This is a genomic window from Mesorhizobium sp. B1-1-7 (assembly GCF_006442705.1).
Taxonomy (GTDB): domain Bacteria; phylum Pseudomonadota; class Alphaproteobacteria; order Rhizobiales; family Rhizobiaceae; genus Mesorhizobium; species Mesorhizobium opportunistum.
Genome location: NZ_VFWQ01000002.1, coordinates 121,176 through 138,705, shown reverse-complemented (window position 1 = coordinate 138,705; position 17,530 = coordinate 121,176). Strand labels below are relative to the sequence as shown.

Annotated in this window: 15 protein-coding genes; 12 read left to right on the top strand and 3 right to left on the bottom strand. The window is 64.2% G+C overall.

Features of this window, described 5'->3' with window-relative positions:
- Window positions 1-35 precede the first annotated feature (35 nt).
- The 12 genes from FJ978_RS03230 (at window position 36) to FJ978_RS03175 (ending at window position 12,102) form a co-directional block, all read left to right on the top strand.
- The gene (locus FJ978_RS03230) at window positions 36-1,829 is read left to right on the top strand and encodes a DNA polymerase III subunit gamma/tau (protein WP_140570162.1); all 1,794 of its coding nucleotides are present in this window, start codon (window positions 36-38) and stop codon (window positions 1,827-1,829) included.
- Window positions 1,830-1,870: 41 nt separating this feature from the next.
- Window positions 1,871-2,194: a YbaB/EbfC family nucleoid-associated protein gene (locus tag FJ978_RS03225; protein ID WP_013891305.1), complete on the top strand. Its 324-nt coding sequence runs from the start codon at window positions 1,871-1,873 to the stop codon at window positions 2,192-2,194.
- A 19-nt stretch (window positions 2,195-2,213) separates the two neighbouring features.
- On the top strand, window positions 2,214-2,621 hold the full coding sequence (locus tag FJ978_RS03220) for a hypothetical protein (RefSeq protein ID WP_013891304.1): 408 nt from the start codon (window positions 2,214-2,216) through the stop codon (window positions 2,619-2,621).
- Window positions 2,622-2,855: 234 nt separating this feature from the next.
- A complete protein-coding gene (locus FJ978_RS03215; RefSeq protein ID WP_140570159.1) occupies window positions 2,856-3,872 on the top strand; it encodes a cell wall hydrolase in 1,017 nt (338 codons plus the stop codon).
- 81 nt (window positions 3,873-3,953) lie between these two features.
- Window positions 3,954-4,559, top strand: coding sequence for a recombination mediator RecR (recR, locus tag FJ978_RS03210; RefSeq protein ID WP_013891302.1), 606 nt, complete (start codon window positions 3,954-3,956; stop codon window positions 4,557-4,559).
- 167 nt (window positions 4,560-4,726) lie between these two features.
- Entirely contained in the window at window positions 4,727-6,004 is a 1,278-nt protein-coding gene (locus tag FJ978_RS03205) for a lytic murein transglycosylase (RefSeq protein WP_140570157.1), read from the top strand.
- Between the two features lie 254 nt (window positions 6,005-6,258).
- Entirely contained in the window at window positions 6,259-7,902 is a 1,644-nt protein-coding gene (locus tag FJ978_RS03200; RefSeq protein WP_140570154.1) for an ABC transporter substrate-binding protein, read from the top strand.
- Window positions 7,903-7,920: 18 nt separating this feature from the next.
- On the top strand, window positions 7,921-8,982 hold the full coding sequence (locus FJ978_RS03195; RefSeq protein WP_013891299.1) for an ABC transporter permease: 1,062 nt from the start codon (window positions 7,921-7,923) through the stop codon (window positions 8,980-8,982).
- Between the two features lie 196 nt (window positions 8,983-9,178).
- Window positions 9,179-10,105: a nickel transporter permease gene (gene nikC / locus FJ978_RS03190; RefSeq protein ID WP_013891298.1), complete on the top strand. Its 927-nt coding sequence runs from the start codon at window positions 9,179-9,181 to the stop codon at window positions 10,103-10,105.
- Between the two features lie 24 nt (window positions 10,106-10,129).
- The gene (locus tag FJ978_RS03185; protein ID WP_140570151.1) at window positions 10,130-10,975 is read left to right on the top strand and encodes an ABC transporter ATP-binding protein; all 846 of its coding nucleotides are present in this window, start codon (window positions 10,130-10,132) and stop codon (window positions 10,973-10,975) included.
- Complete coding sequence (locus FJ978_RS03180) at window positions 10,972-11,721, top strand: ABC transporter ATP-binding protein (RefSeq protein ID WP_013891296.1); 750 nt, start codon at window positions 10,972-10,974, stop codon at window positions 11,719-11,721. The genes FJ978_RS03185 and FJ978_RS03180 overlap by 4 nt, the downstream gene beginning before the upstream one ends.
- Window positions 11,722-11,763: 42 nt before the next feature.
- Window positions 11,764-12,102: a hypothetical protein gene (locus FJ978_RS03175; protein WP_140570149.1), complete on the top strand. Its 339-nt coding sequence runs from the start codon at window positions 11,764-11,766 to the stop codon at window positions 12,100-12,102.
- Window positions 12,103-12,114: 12 nt separating this feature from the next.
- Here FJ978_RS03175 and FJ978_RS03170 read toward each other — a convergent pair whose 3' ends face one another.
- From FJ978_RS03170 to FJ978_RS03160, 3 genes are read right to left on the bottom strand one after another with little or no spacing between them, the layout of a single operon-like run.
- Entirely contained in the window at window positions 12,115-15,213 is a 3,099-nt protein-coding gene (locus tag FJ978_RS03170) for an efflux RND transporter permease subunit (protein WP_140570146.1), read from the bottom strand.
- The gene (locus tag FJ978_RS03165; RefSeq protein ID WP_140570143.1) at window positions 15,213-16,289 is read right to left on the bottom strand and encodes an efflux RND transporter periplasmic adaptor subunit; all 1,077 of its coding nucleotides are present in this window, start codon (window positions 16,287-16,289) and stop codon (window positions 15,213-15,215) included. The genes FJ978_RS03170 and FJ978_RS03165 overlap by 1 nt, the downstream gene beginning before the upstream one ends.
- Complete coding sequence (locus FJ978_RS03160; protein ID WP_140570140.1) at window positions 16,286-17,425, bottom strand: efflux RND transporter periplasmic adaptor subunit; 1,140 nt, start codon at window positions 17,423-17,425, stop codon at window positions 16,286-16,288. Before FJ978_RS03160 ends, FJ978_RS03165 begins: the two co-directional genes overlap by 4 nt.
- Window positions 17,426-17,530: the final 105 nt, after the last annotated feature.

Genomic DNA, 17,530 nt, shown 5'->3' with positions numbered 1-17,530 from the left:
CCTTCGGGCGCAGCCTTTTGGAGCTTTACGGGCGAATGAGCGAAGCGGGAAATGAAAAGGCCGCTGCCTATCGCGTGCTGGCGCGCAAGTACCGTCCCTCGAACTTCTCCGAGCTCGTCGGCCAGGAGCCGATGGTGCGCACCCTCACCAACGCCTTTTCCACCGGCCGCATCGCCCAGGCGTGGATGCTGACAGGCGTGCGCGGTGTCGGCAAGACCACCACCGCGCGCATTCTGGCGCGGGCGCTCAATTACAAGACCGCCACCGTTGATCAGCCCTCGGTCGACCTTGCCGTGCTCGGCGAGCATTGCCAGGCGATCATGGAAGGCCGCCATGTCGACGTCATCGAGATGGACGCCGCCTCGCACACCGGCATCGACGACATAAGGGACATCATCGAACGCGTGCGCTATGCGCCGGTCTCGGCCCGCTACAAGGTCTACATCATCGACGAAGTGCACATGCTGTCGACACAGGCCTTCAACGGCCTTTTGAAGACGCTGGAGGAACCACCTCCGCACGTGAAATTCATCTTCGCCACCACCGAAATCCGCAAAGTTCCGATCACCGTCCTGTCGCGCTGCCAGCGTTTTGACCTGAGGCGCATCGATGCCGGCGCGCTGGTCGCGCATCTCTCCTCGATTGCCGGCAAGGAAGGCATTTCGGTCGACGACGACGCGCTGGCGATGATCGCCCGCGCCGCCGAGGGTTCGGCCCGCGATTCGCTCTCCATCCTCGACCAGGCGATCGCCCATGGCGCCGGCTCCGTCAGCGCCGAAGCGGTACGGGCCATGCTGGGCCTCGCCGATCGCGCCCGCATCGTCGATCTGTTCGAACATGTGATGAAAGGCGATGTGGCGGCGGTCCTGGCCGAATTCCGCGCGCAATACGACACCGGCGCCGATCCGGCCGCCGTGCTGACCGATCTTGCCGAGTTCAACCATCTGGTCACCCGGTTGCGGTTCGTGCCGACCGCCATGGACGACGCCTCGCTGTCGCAGGACGAGCGGCAGCGTGGCGCCGACTTCGCCCGGGCGCTGTCGGTCAGGGTGCTGTCGCGGACATGGCAGATGCTGCTCAAGGGCATTCCCGAGGTGCAGTCCTCCAACCGGCCGGTCAGCGCCGCCGAAATGGTGCTGATCCGGCTGGCCCATGCCGCCGACCTGCCGACACTGGACGAGGCGCTGCGATCGCTCGAGGGCGCTTCTCCGGTTCAAAATGGCGCGCCGCGCCCGAATGGGGTGCCCGCGGGTCCCGGCAATGGCGGCGGCGCCAGCGCGGTCGCGCAGACCCGCATGCCATCCGGGCAGGGCGGCGCACAGACCATGCGGCTGGTCGAGGCCACCCCTGCGCCGGTCGCCTTCGTAGCACCTCCGCCGCCGGCGCCGGAGGCGCAGCCGGTACCGCTGAAATCGCTCGCCGACATCGTTGCGCTTGCCGATGCGCAGCGCGACATCGCCTTCAAGGTGCTGGTCAAGCGCTGCATTCGCCTCGTGCGCATCGAGCCCGGCCGTATCGACGTCAGCCTGACCGACGATGCGCCCAAGATGCTGCTCAACGACCTGACGATGAAATTGCGCGCCTGGACCGGCCGCAACTGGCTCGTCTCGTTGTCGAAGGAAGAGGGCGGACAGACGCTGGCCGAAATGGAATCGACCAGGCGCGAGAACGCTTTCCTCGATGCCAAGAGCGATCCGGCCGTGGCTGCCATATTGGCGCGCTTTCCCGGTGCCAAGATCATCGACGTGCGCATTCCCGACGCGCCGGAAGCGGACGCGGACCAAGCCGAAGTGCCGGTCGAACCGCCGGCGGATGACGACGACGCCTGACAAACCAAGAACCCCGACCAACCAAGAACAAGGATCGGACCATGAAAGATCTTCTCGGCCTGATGGGCAAGGCAAAGGAAATGCAGGCCAAGTTCCAGGCCATGCAGGACGAGATTGCCACGGTCGAAGCCGCCGGCCAGTCCGGCGGCGGCCTGGTAAGCGTCACCCTGACCGGGAAATTCGAGATGAAGTCGCTGAAGATCGATCCGTCGCTGTTCAAGGAGGACGATGTCGAAGTCCTCGAGGACCTGCTGCTCGCCGCGCACAATGACGCCAGGGTCAAGGTCGAGCAGATCATGCAGGAAAAGACCAAGGCGCTGACCGCCGGCCTGCCGATTCCGCCGGGAATGAAACTGCCGTTCTAGGTCCGGCGGCCGCAGCTCCATGACCGATGAGCCGTCCGAAAGACTGATCGAGCAGCGTATCCGCAACAGGATCTACGAGATCCTGGAAATCCTCGCCGATTGCGACGCGGGCGTCGATCTCGTCGGCATCAAGGGCTACTTCTATCTGTTCGAGGACTTCGTCCACCGCCCGTCGATCGAGGCCGGCACGTCGGCGCTTTCCAGGGAGGAGCGCGCGGTCGTGCTGGAGATCGCCGAATTCCTCGAGGCGGCCTCCGAAACAAATCCCGACTTCACCAAGGCCGAATTCATCCACAGCGACTGGCCGGGAAGGATCGCGCCGGCGGCCAGGAACGCTCGTAGGCTCTTCCTCGCACGCGGCCTGTTTTCTGAGAAAGTCGAGGAACTCGAGCCCGGCCAGCCGGCCGTGGCGGCGGCAGGACGATAGAGCGGTTCAGGAAGAGCGTGATTCGGATTTCCCCTTCCGAATTGCGGCGAAACAGAGAGAAAGCGGTCATCGGTTTTGTGAAACGATGGCTCGATCTATCTGAAAAGCCAAGAAATTGTGCTAATTATGCAACAGTACCCTGCTAATAACGTTTTGGCCATCATTTTGCCCGAAAGTGTCTCATTCTTGCCGCAGCCTGGGGCGGGCATCGAAGTGAAGTGAGAGGGTTACCTGTTGATTGTCACGCGATGGAAGGCGCCGCTGTTGCTCGGCGTCGTTACCTCTCCGCTGTTCTTGGCTGCATGCAGCCAGACCACGTCGCACGGCATGTCCGTTGCCAGCCTGACTGACGCCATCACGCCGAGTTTCCTCAGTTCGCGCGCCTACAGCCACACGCCGAAGGACAGGGAATGCCTGGAAAGGGCGATGTTCTTCGAATCCAACCGCTCGAGCCGCGACGGCATGATCGCCGTCGGCACCGTGGTGATGAACCGGCTGCGCTCCGGCAACCATGGCAGCACCATTTGCCAGGTGGTGGGCGAGCCTGGACAGTTCGCGCCCGGCGTCATGACAAGGCAGATGAATTCGCGCGCAATGCCCGATGTCGAGGAAGCCGCCGACGCCGTGCTCAAGGGCGAGCGCAAGGCCAAGCTCAAGAACACCATGTATTTCCACACGGCGGGGCTGCGCTTCCCCTACAAGAACATGCACTACACCATGGTTGCCGGCGGGAACGCCTTCTACGAGAAACGTGGCCGCAACTGGCAGCCGCTGCCCGATGAGCCGATGGTTGCCTCGGTGGAGACAGAAAAGCCGGCCGTCCCGGTCACGATGGTTGCCTCGGCGGAGCCGGTTCGCTCGGACAGGAAGCTTGTTCGCAACGCCCCGGCACAGCAGCAGGCCCCAACACAACGGGCCCCAATACAACAGGCCTATGTGACTGCGGCAGTCGAACCGGCGCGCCCGTTCAAGATGGCCACTGCCCCTGACCAGCAGACCTACGTGACTGCGGCCGCGGCACCCTCGGCGAAGTCTGCCCGCGTCGCATCGAAGCCGGTGGCAGTTGCCATGCAGGAGCCGATGGAAGAACCGGATGCCGCCCGTTTCGGCGGAACCTTGAACAAAAAAATCATCAGTTCGGTCCAGGGCGAACCGCAAGAGGCGTCCATGGGATTCCAGTCGACGCCCGAAAACACCGACGCCATTGGCGCGATGATCGTCAGCCAGGGCCGCCCGCTCGAAACCAATTGATCCGCGTCGCATGGCAGCATGGGGCGTCATGCGCTGCCGCGGGATGTTCCAAAGCGCTCTGAAAAATCCTAGATCAGAGCGATGTCGAAACGAATCGCCGGTCCCGAGATCGAACGCCTGATCCAACTCCTGGCCAAGGTGCCGGGTCTTGGCCCCCGTTCGGCCAGGCGTGCGGCTCTCCATCTGATCAAGAAGAAGGAGCAGCTCCTGTCGCCGCTCGCCGCCGCCATGGGCGAAGCCGCCGACAAGGTGCGCATCTGTTCCACTTGCGGCAATGTCGACACCTCGGACCCTTGCATGATCTGCACCGATCCGCGCCGCGACGCCACCACCTTGATCGTCGTCGAGGACGTCTCGGATCTCTGGGCGCTGGAGCGGGCGGCGGCGATGAACGTGCGCTATCACGTGCTCGGCGGCACACTGTCGCCGCTCGACGGCGTCGGCCCCGACCAGCTCAACATCCGCTCCTTGATCGACCGCGTCGCCGGCGGCGAGGTCAAGGAAATCATCCTTGCCGTCAACGCCACGGTCGAGGGCCAGACCACAGCGCACTACCTCACCGACCAACTGTCCGGCTTCGACATCAAGGTGACGCGCCTTGCGCATGGCGTGCCGGTCGGCGGCGAACTCGACTATCTCGACGAAGGCACGCTGGCGGCTGCGCTTAGGTCGCGGACGGCGTTTTGACGGGGGGTGGTTCTGAAATGACAGCACCCTACGGCGCCCCCCTCTGTCCTGCCGGACATCTCCCCCTCAAGGGGGGAGATCGGCCGTCATCACGACCTTCGCTAATCTCCAACGTTGCAAGGAGAGAGCTGGAGCTGAAGCTGCCGATCTCCCCCCTTGAGGGGGAGATGTCCGGCAGGACAGAGGGGGGCCTCGTAGAGCGCACGCCTCACAAATCAATCATCGCCACCTTTGTATTAGTACTGGCCTCGATTTTTCTCACCCTTCCCGCCTCCGCCGCCAAGATCGACGACCAGTTCCGCGCCTGGCTGCAGAACGACCTCTGGCCGCAAGCCAAGGCCCAAGGCATCTCGAAAAACACCTTCGACGCCGCCTTCGACGGCATCAAACCCAATCTGAAGCTGCCCGACCTTGTCATGCCAGGCGAGAAGCCGAAGACGCCGCAGAAGCAGCATCAGGCCGAATTCGGTTCGCCCGGTGCCTATTTCGCCGAGAAGACCATTGGCGCGGTCACAGCGGGCGGACGCGCGCGCGAAACCGCCAACGCCAAGACGATTGCCGCGATCGAAAAACGCTATGGCGTGCCCGGCGAGATTCTGCTGGCGATCTGGGGCCGCGAGACCGGCTTCGGTGCGGCGAAGATGCCTTACGACGCCTTCGAGGTGCTCGGCACCAAGGCGTTCATGTCGACCAAGAAGGATTTCTTCCGCACCGAGCTTTTGGCCGCGCTCGAAATCGTCGAGCGCGGGCTCGCCCCGGTCGGCGCGATGAAATCGTCCTGGGCCGGCGCACTTGGCCAGCCGCAATTCATGCCGACCTCGTTCCTCAAGCATGCCGTGGATTTCGACGGCGACGGACGCGTCGACATCTGGAACTCGACGCCGGACGTGCTTGCTTCGATCGCCAACTATCTCGTCCATTATGGCTGGGTGAAGGGCCGTGGCTGGGGTTTCGAGGTGACCGTGCCCGAGACGGTCTCCTGTTCGCTGGAAGGCCCCGACCAGGGCAAGAAGATCTCGCAATGGGCAGCGCTGGGCATCAAGCGTGTCGGCGGAAAGCCGTTTCCGGCGAGCGAGCTGAAGGCCGAGGGCTTCCTGCTCATGCCGGCCGGCCGCAGCGGGCCTGCGTTCATCGCCACGCCCAATTTCTACGTGCTGAAGGAATACAACACCAGCGACCTCTACGCGCTGTTCATCGGCCATGGCGCCGACCGTATCGCCCACGGCGACTCCAATTTTTCCGGCGCCTGGGGTCCGGTCGGCGATCTCCACCGCTCCGACATAGCCGCACTGCAGCGGACCCTGGAGGCCAAGGGCTATGACGTCGGCAGCGCCGACGGCCTGCCCGGCTTCAAGACCCGCCGTTCGATCGGCAAATGGCAGGCCAAGAACGGGCAGGCCTCGACCTGCTTTCCCGACGCCGGCCTGGTTACCGCGCTGAAATAGCGCCGAAATTGGCAGATTTTTCTCGACACGCGGGCCCGATTGGACTGTGTATGCGTCGCCATGCCGCCTGCCATTCTGGTCCAATGAACCGTCGCATAAATGCGCGTTGCCCGCCACGAAGTCGCCGGATATGGTGTTGACCAACTGGACAAAAACCACGACGGTAAGTGGGCAGAGGGCCATGGCCGGCCCCGAAAAAGAATACTGCAACCCTGAGCCGGGAACTCAGGTCAACAAAACAGGGAACAATCACCATGATGATGGAAAAGTTTGCTCTACGCTCCCGCATCTTGCTCGCGGGTGCCGCCATGTCCGCGCTGCTTCTGGCCGGCGCGCCGGCAGGTGCGGTCACGCCCGCAGATACGCTGGTCGAAGGTTTCGCGATCGATGACATCATCTCCATGGATCCGGGCGAGGCGTTCGAGCTGTCGACCGCCGAGGTCACCGGCAACACCTACGATCTGCTGGTCCGTCTCGATCTCAGCGACACCTCCAAGGTCAAGCCCGATCTCGCTGAGAGCTGGACCGTTTCGGACGATGGTCTTACCTACACATTCAAGCTCAAGCCCGGCCTGAAGTTCGCCTCCGGCAACCCGATCACCGCGGCCGATGTCGCCTATTCGTTCGAGCGCGCCGTCAAGCTGGACAAGAGCCCGGCCTTCATCATCGACCAGTTCGGCATCAGCGGCGACAACGTCACCGAAAAGGCCAAGGCGGTCGACGACACCACCTTCCAGTTCACCGTCGACAAGGCTTATGCGCCAAGCTTCGTGCTGAACTGCCTCTCGGCAACCGTCGCTTCGGTGGTCGATGCCAAGCTGGTCAAGGAACATGTCGCCGCGGTCACGCCGAGCGCCGACTACAAATGGGACAACGACTTCGGCAATGCCTGGCTGAAGACAGGCTATGCCGGCTCCGGTGCCTTCAAGCTGCGCGAATGGCGCGCCAACGAAGCCGTCGTCATGGAGCGCAACGACAATTACTACGGCGAGAAGGCCAAGCTCGCCCGCGTCATCTACCGCAACATGAAGGAAAGCTCGGCCCAGCGCCTGGCGCTCGAAGCCGGCGACATCGACGTCGCCCGCAATCTCGAGCCGAACGACCTCGACGCGATCGCCAAGAACGCCGACCTCACCACCACCAGCGCGCCGAAAGGAACGGTCTATTACATCAGCCTCAACCAGAAGAACCCGAATCTGGCCAAACCAGAGGTTCGCCAGGCCTTCAAATATCTCGTCGACTACGACGCTTTGAGCTCGACCATCCTCAAGGGCATCGGCGAAATCCACCAGACCTTCCTGCCCAAGGGCGTGCTCGGCGAACTGGACGAGAACCCGTTCAAGCTCGACGTCGCCAAGGCCAAGGAGTTGCTGGCCAAGGCAGGCCTGCCCGACGGCTTCAGCGTCACCATGGACGTACGCACCGGCCAGCCGACGACCGGCATGGCGGAATCGATCCAGCAGACGCTCGGCCAGGCCGGCATCAAGTTGGAAATCATCCCCGGTGACGGCAAGCAGACGCTGACCAAGTACCGCGCCCGCAACCACGACATCTATATCGGCCAGTGGGGCCAGGACTATTTCGACCCGAACTCCAACGCCCAGACCTTTGCCTCGAACCCGGACAATTCGGATGCGGGCAAGTCCAAGACATTGGCCTGGCGCAACGCCTGGGACATTCCGGATCTGACCAAGCAGACGGAAGCGGCCCTGCTGGAGAAGGATTCGGGCAAGCGCGCCGATATGTACAAGGATCTGGAGAAGAAGATCCTCGACACCAGCCCCTTCGTCGTCATCCACCAGCAGCTGGAAGTGGCTGGCCTGCGCAAGAACCTCAAGGGCTTTGCGCTCGGTCCGAGCTTCGACACCAACTTCGTCGGGCCGGTTTCCAAGGAATAACGCCGGCGGACGCGCAGCATGAGCGCAGTTGAAAACGAGGGCGGGCGCGGCGGCGCCCGCGCCTATGCACTTGCGTCGTCGCTCGGCCGCTTCCTGGTCATCGCGGTGACGACCTATCTTGGTCTGCTCGCGGTGACCTTCTTCATTGGCCGCGTCATCCCGATCGACCCGGTGCTGGCGGTGCTCGGTGACCGGGCGCCGGCCAATGTCGTCGAACGCACGCGCCGCGAGATGGGTCTCGACCTGCCATTGATCGAGCAATTCTACATCTATGTGAAACACGCGTTGAGTGGCGATTTCGGCACTTCGGTGCTGACCACCAATCCGGTCATGACCGACATCCGTCGTGCGCTTCCGGCAACGACCGAACTGGCGACGCTCGGAACGTTGATCGGCGCGCTGCTTGGCGTACCGCTCGGCGTGCTGGCAGCGGTCAGGCGAGGCAGCCTCATCGACCAGATCGTTCGCGTCATCGGCCTGATCGGCTACTCCGTGCCGATCTTCTGGCTCGGCCTGCTCGGGCTCGTCCTGTTCTACGCCAAGCTGCAATGGGTGGCTTTTCCGGCCCGGCTCGACGTCGTCTACGAATACACCTTCACGCCGATCACCGGCTTCTACCTTCTCGATTCGGCGATGCAGGGGCAGTGGGATGTCTTTTACGACGCCTTCCGGCACATCATCCTGCCGGCCTCGCTGCTCGGCTACTTTTCGCTCGCTTATATCAGCCGCATGACGCGCTCGTTCATGCTCAACGAACTCGCCCAGGAATACATCGTCGCCGCGCGCGCCAAGGGCCTGTCGGAAACGCGCATCATCTGGGGCCATGCGCTGCGCAACGCCGCCGTGCCGATGGTGACAGTGATCGCGCTCTCCTATGCCGGACTGCTCGAAGGCTCGGTGCTGACCGAGACCGTCTTCTCCTGGCCGGGCATCGGCCTCTACATCACCAATTCACTCCAGAATGCCGATATGAACGCCGTGCTCGGCGGCACCATCGTCATCGGCTCGGTGTTCATAGCCATCAACCTCCTGTCCGACCTGCTCTACCGCGTCCTCGATCCGAGGACGAAGGTTCAATGAGCAAAGGTATCCCACTTTCGGGCTCGGTTGCGGCCAACCACCCCCACTCCGGCCCTTCGGGCCACCTCTCCCCCTGCCGGGGGGAGAGGAAAACCCGGACGTACGCTCGGGGCATTTCCTCTCCCCCGTCGAACGGGGGAGAGGTGGTCTGCGAAGCAGACCGGAGTGGGGGTCGACACCTTCAAGAGGCATCGACATGACCGCCTCCGACGTTCGCCCCCTCTCCCGGCGCGACTGGCTGCTCAGCGAGCGGCCGGCATCGCGCATGCAGGCAAGGCTCGGCCGCGCCTATGTCGCCTGGCGGCGGTTTTCCGCCAACCGGCTGGCCTTCGTCGGCCTGCTCATCATCATCGCCTTGCTGGTTATTGCCGCCCTTGCCGGCGTGCTGGCTCCCTATTCGCCAACCTTCGGCGATCTCAAGAACGCGCGGCTGCTGGCGCCGAGCGCCGAGCACTGGTTCGGCACCGACGATCTCGGCCGCGATATTCTTTCGCGCATCCTCTACGGCTCGCGCTGGACACTCTATGTGGTCATCCTGGTTGCCATCATCGCGGCGCCCATCGGTCTTCTGGTCGGCACCGTCGCCGGCTATGCCGGCGGCTGGACCGATGCCATCCTGATGCGCATCACCGACATCTTCCTCGCCTTTCCCAAGCTGGTCCTGGCGCTTGCCTTCGTCGCCGCGCTTGGCCCCGGCATCGAGAACGCGGTGCTTGCCATCGCCATCACCTCCTGGCCGCCTTACGCGCGCATCGCCCGCGCCGAAACGCTCACCGTTCGCAATTCCGACTACATCAAGGCGGTGCAGCTGATGGGGGCTTCGCCCTTCCGCATCGTGCTGCGTCACATCATGCCGCTCTGCATCTCCTCCCTGATCGTCAGGGTGACGCTCGACATGGCCGGCATCATCCTGACCGCCGCCGGCCTCGGCTTCCTCGGCCTCGGTGCGCAGCCGCCATTGCCCGAATGGGGCACCATGATCGCGTCTGGCCGTCGCTTCATCCTTGACCAATGGTGGGTGGCCGGTGCGCCGGGCTTCGCCATCCTCATCGTCAGCCTTGGCTTCAACCTGCTCGGCGATGGCCTGCGCGACGCGCTCGATCCCCGGAGCGGTGACCAATGAGTGGCGACCAATGAGCGGTGATCAATGAGCAGGGAGACGAAGACGCTGCTTGAGGTCGACGATCTGCACGTCACCTTTCCGACCCGCACCGGCCTGATCGAGGCGGTGCGCGGCGTCTCGTTCTCGCTTGGCCGCGAGCGTCTCGGCATCGTCGGCGAGTCGGGCTCGGGAAAATCGCAGACCGGCCGCGCCATCATGGGGCTGACGCCGCCGCAGGCAAGGATATCGGCGAACAAGCTGGCGTTCGACGGCATCGATCTGCTCGACATCTCGCCGCGCGAACGCCGCGCGCTGCGGGGCAACCGCATCGCCATGATCCTGCAGGATCCGAAATATTCGCTCGACCCGGTGATGAGCATCGGCCGCCAGATCGTCGAGACGCTGCGCACGCATGAGAAGGTCTCCAAGGCCGAGGCACGCGAGCGCGCGCTGGCCATGCTGGAGGCGGTGCAGATCCGCGACTCCAAGCGGGTGTTCGACCTGCATCCGCACGAAGTCTCCGGCGGAATGGGCCAGCGCGCCATGATCGCCATGATGCTGATCGCCGGGCCGGAGATGATGATCGCCGACGAACCGACCTCGGCGCTCGACGTCACAGTGCAGCTCGATGTGCTCGGCATCCTCGACCGGCTGGTCAGCGAGCGCGGCATGGGCCTGATCTTCATCTCGCACGATCTGCGCCTGGTCTCGTCCTTCTGCGACCGCGTCATCGTCATGTATGCCGGCAAGGTGGTCGAGCAGCTCAAGGCCTCCGAACTCGGCCAGGCCCAGCATCCCTACACGCGCGGCCTGCTCAACTGCATGCCCAAGATCGGCGCCGACCGTCACCCGCTGCCGGTGCTCGACCGCAAGCCGGAGTGGGCGGCATGACATCAGCGATCGCGGTCGACGGGCTGGAAGTGATCTTCGACCGCTTTCGCGCGCTGAAGGGCGTCAGCCTCGACGTGCAGCCGGGCGAATCCTTCGGTCTTGTCGGCGAATCCGGCTCCGGCAAATCGACGCTGCTCAGGGCGATCGCAGGCCTTGCGCCGGTCGCTTCCGGCAGCATCGCCGTCAACGGCAAGACGCTTGGCACGCGCCGCGACAAGGCCTTCTACCGCGAGGTGCAGATGGTCTTCCAGGATCCATATGGCTCGCTGCACCCGCGCCAGACCGTCGACCGCCTGCTGCAGGAGCCGCTGGCGATCCATGGCTTTTCCGACGGCGAAAAACGGATCCAGCGGGCGCTCGACGAGGTCGGCCTCGGCAACGGTTTCCGCTTCCGCTATTCGCATCAATTGTCCGGCGGCCAGCGCCAGCGCGTGGCGATCGCGCGCGCTCTCATCCTCGAACCCTCGATCCTGCTCTTGGACGAGCCGACCTCGGCGCTCGATGCCTCGGTGCAGGCGGAAGTGCTCAACTTGCTGGAAGAGGTCCGCCGGCGGCGCAAGCTGACCTTCCTGATGGTCAGCCACGACCTCGCCATCATCACCCATATGTGCGAGCGGCTGATGGTGATGCAGAGCGGTGAGGCGGTGGAGAATCTGACCGCAAGCGACCTTGTCGAGCGCCATGTCACCAAGGATTATACGCGCAATCTGCTGAGGGCGAGCGAGGGGTTCGTGAGAACCGTTTGAATTCGTTCTTCTGTGCACAGATCGACGGTCTTGGGGGATTCCATGGAGCAATGGAGATTTGAAGACCCACCCAACGTGGCGGTGCTATCGGACCGAGGCATATTTAAAAGTGGCGATTGGATCGCATACGTTGTGCATGAAGCTGGTGACGACGATAGCTACAGCGATGAAGGTGGCAGCTGGCAATTCCACAGCAGCGACACTCGAGATTGGAACGAACGCGAGATAATGCTCGTCAGCTTGCAAAATGTTTTGCGGCGGGATGAAAGCATCCTGGAATTGGTCGATTTGCCAAAGGGCTGGCATGCTTGGCGCAGTTCCAAATCGTCGCCGTGGCAGCGCGCCAAATCACTTCCTGTACCCTCCAACGACAATGAATGATCCGGTTACGTCCTAGGCCGGAGTTTGCACTGGTTCGCCGATATCCGGAACGGGTGGCTCATCCCGGGCTTTCGGCTCCTTGATCCGGAACCACGTCACGTAGAGTGCCGGCAGGAACAGCAGCGTGATCGCCGTACCCGCGATGATGCCGCCCATCATCGCATAGGCCATCGGCCCCCAGAAGACTTCGCGTGCGATCGGGATCAGCGCCAGGCTGGCTGCCGCCGCCGTCAACGCGATCGGCCGCATGCGGTGTTCGGTCGCCTCGATGACGGCCGCCCAACGGTCCTTGCCCTCGCGGACAAGATCCTCGATCTGCACGATCAGGATCACCGAGTTCCGGATCAGGATGCCGATCAGCGCCAGCACGCCCAGGATGGCGACGAAGCCGAGCGGGGCGCCGCTCGGCACCAGGGCCGCCACCACGCCGATCAGTCCGAGCGGCGCCACCGCCACCACCAGGAACAGGCGCTGGAAGCTTTGCAATTGCACCATCAGGATGGTCGCCATCACGAACAGCATCAACGGCACGACGGCGGCGATCGGACCTTGGCTTTTGGCGCTCTCCTCGACCGAACCGGCGGTTTCGACCGAATAGCCTGGCGGCAGCTTGGCAATGAAGGCATCGACCGATGGCTTGAGTTCGTTGACCACCGTGGCCGGCAGCACATCGCCGACGAGGCCGGCGCGCACGGTGATCGTCGGAATGCGGTCGCGTCGCCAGACGGTCGGCTGTTCGAGGTCGTAGCGGAAATTGGCCACCGCCGCGAGCGGGATGGCCTCGCCGCTGCTGGTCGGCAGCTGCATGTTCTGCAGCGTCCCGATCGAGCCGCGCTCGGCATCGCGTGAGCGCGCCACGACATTGATCAGATAGGTGGCGTCGCGCACCTGCGTGATGGTTGCGCCGCCGACCGTGCTGTTGAGCGCGCTGGCGATGTCGGAGGAGGTGATGCCGAGCTGGCGTGCCTTGTCCTGCAGCACGTCGACCCTCAGCACGCGTTGCGGCTCGTTCCAGTCGAAGGTCGACGCGGCGAGCCTCGGATTGGCCGAGATGACGCCGGCGAATTGCTGCGCCAGCTCGCGCACCGTCTGGATGTCGGGTCCGCCGACGCGGTATTGCACCGGGCGGCCGACCGGCGGGCCGAGTTCGAGCAGCTTGACGAAGGCGTCGGTGCCGACGAACTCCTCGCGCAGCAGCTTTTCCAGCGCCGGCTTCACCCGGTTGCGCGCCTCGATGCTCTTGGTGACGATCACGGTCTGGCCGAAATAGGGGTTGGCCGGCTGCACGTCATAGGCCAGCACGAAGCGCACCGCGCCCTGGCCGATATAGGACGAGAAATGATCGATGTCGGGATTGCCGACCAGCGCCCGCTGCTCGAAGCGCTCCATCTGGTCGCGTGTATCCGCGATCGACGAATTCTGCGGCAGGTTCCAGTCGACGATCAGCTCTGGTCGGTCCGACGGCGGAAAGAACTGCTGCTGCACCAGGCCGAAGCCGGCGATCGAGCCGGCAAACAACAGCACGGTGGCGATGATGGTCAGCCAGTGATGGCGCACCGAGCCGACAAGCACCCGCCGGAACAGCGAGGTGAAGCGGCCCGGCTGGTCGTGATGCTTGGTCTTCATCGTCGCCGGCAGGATGGTGACGCCAAGTAGTGGAGCAAACAGCACCGCCACGATCCATGACACCAGAAGCGACACGGCGATCACCACGAACAGCGTGAAGGTGTATTCGCCGGCGGCGCTGTTGTTGAGGCCGATCGGGATGAAGCCGGCGACGGTCACCAGCGTGCCGGTCAGCATCGGGAAGGCGGTCGAGGTGTAGACATAGGTCGCCGCCTTGCGCAGATTGTCGCCGACCTCCAGCCGCGCCACCATCATCTCGACGGCGATCATCGCGTCGTCGACCAGGAGCCCGAGCGCGATGATCAGCGCGCCCAATGAAATACGCTGCAGCGAAATGCCGAGATAGGCCATGACCGTGAAGGTGATGGCCAGCACCAGCGGGATCGACAGCGCCACCACGAAGCCGGCGCGCATGCCGAGGCTGATGAACGACACCGCGAGCACGATGGCCACCGCCTCGAACAGCGCGCGGGTGAAGCCGGAGACGGCCTCCTCGACGATGACCGGCTGGTCGGCGACCAGATGCACGCCGACGCCGACCGGCAGGTCGGCCAGCACCTTGTTCATCTCCTTGTGCAGCGCTTCGCCGAATTCGAGCAGATTGGCGTTGGGCTTCATGCCGATGGCGAGACCGATGGCATCCTGGCCGTTGAAGCGGAACAGTGCTGTTGGTGGATCGGCGTAGCCGCGCGTGATCGTCGCCACGTCGCTTAGCCGGAAGAAGCGGTCGTTGACGCGCAGATTGATGGCGCGAAGGCTGTCCTCGGAGGTGAACTGGCCGCCGACGCGCACGCTGATGCGCTCCGGTCCGGACTGGATGACGCCGGACGGCGTGATCGCGTTTTGAGCCTGCAGGCTTGCCACGATCGCCTGCTGGTTGAGGCCGAGTGCCGCGATCTGGCGGGTCGAGAATTCGAGATAGATCGCCTCGTCCTGCGCGCCGACCAGATCGACCTTGCCGGCATTGGGCACGGTGAGGATCTTGGTGCGGGCGTCCTCGACATAGTCGCGCAGCTGGCGCGGCGTCAGTCCGTCCGACGTGAAGGCGTAGATATTGCCGTAGACATCGCCGAAGCGGTCGTTGAAGAACGGTCCCTGCACGCCTTGCGGAAACTGCGCCGCGATGTCGTTGACCATGTTGCGCACCTGAATCCAGTTCGGCACGACATCGCGTGCCTTGGTGGTGTCCTTCAGGTTGACGAAGATGACGGTCTGGCCGGCGGTGGTGACGGACTTGGTGTAGTCCAGGCTGTCGAGTTCCTCGAGTTTCTTCTCGATACGGTCGGTCACCTGCTGCACGGTCTCCTTGACCGAGGCGCCCGGCCAGTTGGCCTGGATGATCATCGTCTTGATGGTGAAGTTGGGGTCTTCCTCACGGCCGAGGTTGAGGTACGAGAACACGCCGGCCACCACGAAGACCAGCATGAAATACCAGACCATGGAGCGGTGGCTGAGCGCCCAGTCGGAGAGATTGAAGCCCTTCATCAGACGCCGCCCTCCGGCACTTTGACCTTCTGGCCTTCGCTCAGGCTGTGGACGCCCGCGGTGACCACGCGCATGCCGGCCTCAAGCCCCTCGGCGACGATGAAGGTGGCGGCACCCTTCGCGGCCACCTTGATTTCCTTCGCGCTCACGCTCGATGTCTGTGGGTCGACGATCCACACCTTGTCGGCACCGTCCTTTTCGAGCAGCGCCGACAGGGGCAGTTCGATCGTCGGCGTCACCTTGGTCATGCGCGTCGCCCTCACCGTCGAGCCGAGCCGGAAGGCTTGCGGCGGATCGGTGAGCGTCAGCTTGACGCGCCGGGTGCGGGTCGAGCCCTCGGACTGCGGCGCGATCTCGCGCAGCTTGGCCTCGGTCTGGATCGTCGGCAGCGATTGCAGGATAATCTGGAACGGCGTGCCGGCCGCGAGATCGCCGGTCAATTGGTCGGGAATGTCGACCACCGCCTCGCGCAGGTCCGAGCGCGCCACGGTGACGACCGTCTGGCCTGGCGAGACCGTCTGGCCGACCTCGGCGCCGACGGCCGTGACGACGCCGTCGAAGTCCGAGAACAGCCTGGCATAGCCAAGCTGTTCCTGCGATTTGGCAAGCGAAGCCTTCGCCCGCTCCACATTGGCCTCGGCCGCTTTGCGTGCCTGCTGCGCGGCATCGAAGACAGCTTGCGTGGTGTTGGCCGCGGCAAGCAGCTGGCGCTGGCGCTCCTCGCTGGCGGCTGCGTTGGCAAACTGCGCCTCGGCGTTGGAGAGTTCCGCCTTGGCCGCCTGGACAGCGAGCTCCAGCGCGGTCGGATCGAGCGTGGCGATCGTCGTGCCCTTGCTGACGATGTCGCCGACCTTGACATCGCGCGAGACAACCCGGCCAAGCAAACGGAAAGCAAGGTCGGCGCTGACCTGCGGCTCGACCGAGCCGGCAAAGCCGAAAATCTGCGTGGTGCGCGGCTCGACCACCACCGACAGCACCGGCCGGATGATCTCGGGCGGCTTTTCATCGGACTTCGAGCAGGACGCGAGCGCGCCCAACATGAACAGGCCGAGCAGGATGGATGGCAGCCGGCTCATTGGCCTGCTCCGGATATCTCTACGGTCCGTCCAGGGCTAAGCAACTGTCCGCCCGCGGTGACGACGCTTTGGCCCTCGTTCAGTCCCTTGGCGATCGCCACCGTGCCGGAACCGAACGCCAGCACCTCGACCGGCGCCATCGTCACCGCCTTGGTCGAGGGGTCGACGATCCAGACCGCCGGCTTGCCGGCGCTGGACGTCAGCGCCTGCCAGGGCAGCAAAATAGCCTTCGCCTGTTTGGCGCTGACCGAACCGATGACGGCTGCCCCCAGCGGCATTCCGGCGGGCGTGTCGGGAATGCCGACCTTGACCCGGACCGAACCGGAGGCCGGATCAACCGCCGGCGAAATTTCGCGCACCTTGCCCGTCGCCCTGACCTGTGGATCGGACAACAATGTGATCGTCACCGCAGGCGATGCCGGTGTCCTGGCGACCAGCGTCTCCTGCACGTTGAACACCGCGTCGCGGTCACCGTCCTCGGCGACGGTGAAGACGGTTTGCGCCGCTTGCACCACCTGGCCGGTTTCGACCTGGCGGGCGGTGATCACGCCGGCGGCTCCTGCCTTGATCTCGGTGAAGGACAGGTTTTGCTGGGCGTTGGCGAACGCGCTCCGCGCGGCATCGACGCTGCCTTGCGCCACCTTCTGCGCCTGGTCGGCCGCGTCATAGTCGCGCCGCGTGGTGAAGCCCTGGGCCAGCAGTGTCTTCTGCCGCTCGAAGGCGGCGGCGGACTGGGTCAGCTGCGCCTGCGCGGCATCGAGATCGGCCTGTGCCGAACGCAGATCGGATTCCTGCTCCTGCGGATCGATACGGGCAAGCACCGTGCCCTGGTCGACATGCTGGCCGACATCGACGAGCCGCTCGGCCACGCGACCGCCGACCCGGAACGACAGATTGTTCAACGTGCGCGCGGCGATCACGCCGGTCAGCGAGGTTCTCGGCGCATAGTCGGCCATCGCCACTGTCTCGGTGCGCACCATGATGGGCAGTTTTTTGGCCGCCGCCTCCTGCTTTTGGCAGCCGGCCAGCAGCAGCACCGTCGTGCAGGCGAAGATCGTCGAAGCGGCTGTAAAAGACAAAAGGCGGGGAGCTTGGGCCGATGGCGGCGAGACGGACGATGTCGCGTTCCTGCTCATGGGCTCCCCCAGCCGCGGGCCGCTCGCTGAGCGCGATACCTCCCGGACATCGGGAGGATAATCGATCCCCGGAAAAAGGAAACCGCTCTCGTACGCGTATCGCAC